The 1,359-nt window shown below is 65.2% G+C and carries 1 protein-coding gene; it reads right to left on the minus strand.

Going from position 1 to position 1,359, the window contains the following annotated elements:
• Positions 1-1,285, minus strand: a 1,285-nt coding sequence (locus LQV45_RS32885; protein ID WP_374208361.1) for an ABC transporter substrate-binding protein, incomplete at its 3' end; no start/stop codon positions are given.
• Positions 1,286-1,359 lie beyond the last annotated feature (74 nt).

Here is a 1,359-nt window from a genome sequence, read left to right on the forward strand (position 1 = left end):
GTACGGGCTTGACGTTGAGCCCGACGGCGGTCAGTTGCCGGCTGATCTCGGCGTACACCTTTTCGGGCGTCGGCAGGTAGGGCCGGGTGACGTTGAGCGGATAGTAGAACTTCAGCTCCTCGCCCTTGTAGCCGGCCTCGGCCAGGAGTTCCTTGGCCTTGCCCGGGTTGTAGCCGAGCGCCGCGGCATTGTTGTTGAAGCCGCTGAGCTTGGGCGGAACAAACTGGGATGCCTGGGCCGTGTTGTCGATGAAGAACCGGCGGATCAGCGTGTCCTTGTCCAGCGCCATTTCGATCGCCTGGCGGACCTTGAGGTTCTGCAGGATGGGGACCTGCTGGTTCATGCCCAGGTACATCACGGAGAACGGGTCCCGCTGGATGATCTGCTTTCCGCTCTTGACCAGTTGGTCAAAGTTTCCCACGGTGACGGCGTCGTAGGCGTCGATCTTGCCGTGCAGGAGCGCCTGCATCCGGGTCTGCGGGTGATCGTAGGTCACGAACTTGATGGTGCCGATCTGCCCTTTGTCACCCCAGTAGTCCTTGTTGCTGGCCAGGGAGACGCTGCCCGAGTCCCAGGAGCCGAAAACGTACGGCCCTGTGCCTACCGGGTGGAGGCCGTAGGCGGATACCGGCTGCCCGCCCCGGCGCTGGTTCAGGACGTCAGCGTTCTCCGCGGCGAGGGCCTTGGGCGAAGAGATCGCGAAGGCCGGCAGGGTGAGGGCCTGGAGAAAACCCGTGAAGGGCTGGGTGAGGCCGATCCGCACATTGTCCGGCGCGACGGCGGTGCAGTTCTTGTATATGGACAGCGACGCCTGGTCCGCATGGGCCTTGAAGACGCCCTTGAAGGTGGTACCGGTGGCCTGTTCGCGGAGGGCCGGTGAGAAGTTGAACCAGCGGTTGAAGTTGGTACAGACCGCGGCGGCATCGAACGGTGTCCCGTCCTGGAATTTAACGTTCCCGCGCAGCTTGAACTCGTAGGTCCGGCCTTCATCGCTCTGGGACCATTCGGTGGCCAGCAGCGGCGTGGGCTGGCCGGTGGTCTGGTCTACGCCCACGAGGCCTTCCAGTACCTGCCGGGTGACGCGGTATGACTCGACGTCGGAGACCAGGGCAGGATCGAGCCCGAGCGGCTCCGAGCCGGTGCCGAAGGTGAAAAGCGCGGTAGGTGCCGCGCTGGCGGTGGAAGAGGCGGTGGGGGAGCTGGGTGCCGGGCCGAGGCTGCCCGTGCAGGACGCGAGCGGCAGGACAAGGAGGGCGGCCCCGATGCTGGCGGCAATCCGCCGCACTGTCCTGCTGGGCACTGTACTGCTGGGCACTCGAGAATCACCTCTGGGAACTGGATGGTCCGCCGGCTGCGGAC

It is taken from the genome of Microbacterium sp. Bi128, from assembly GCF_918698205.1.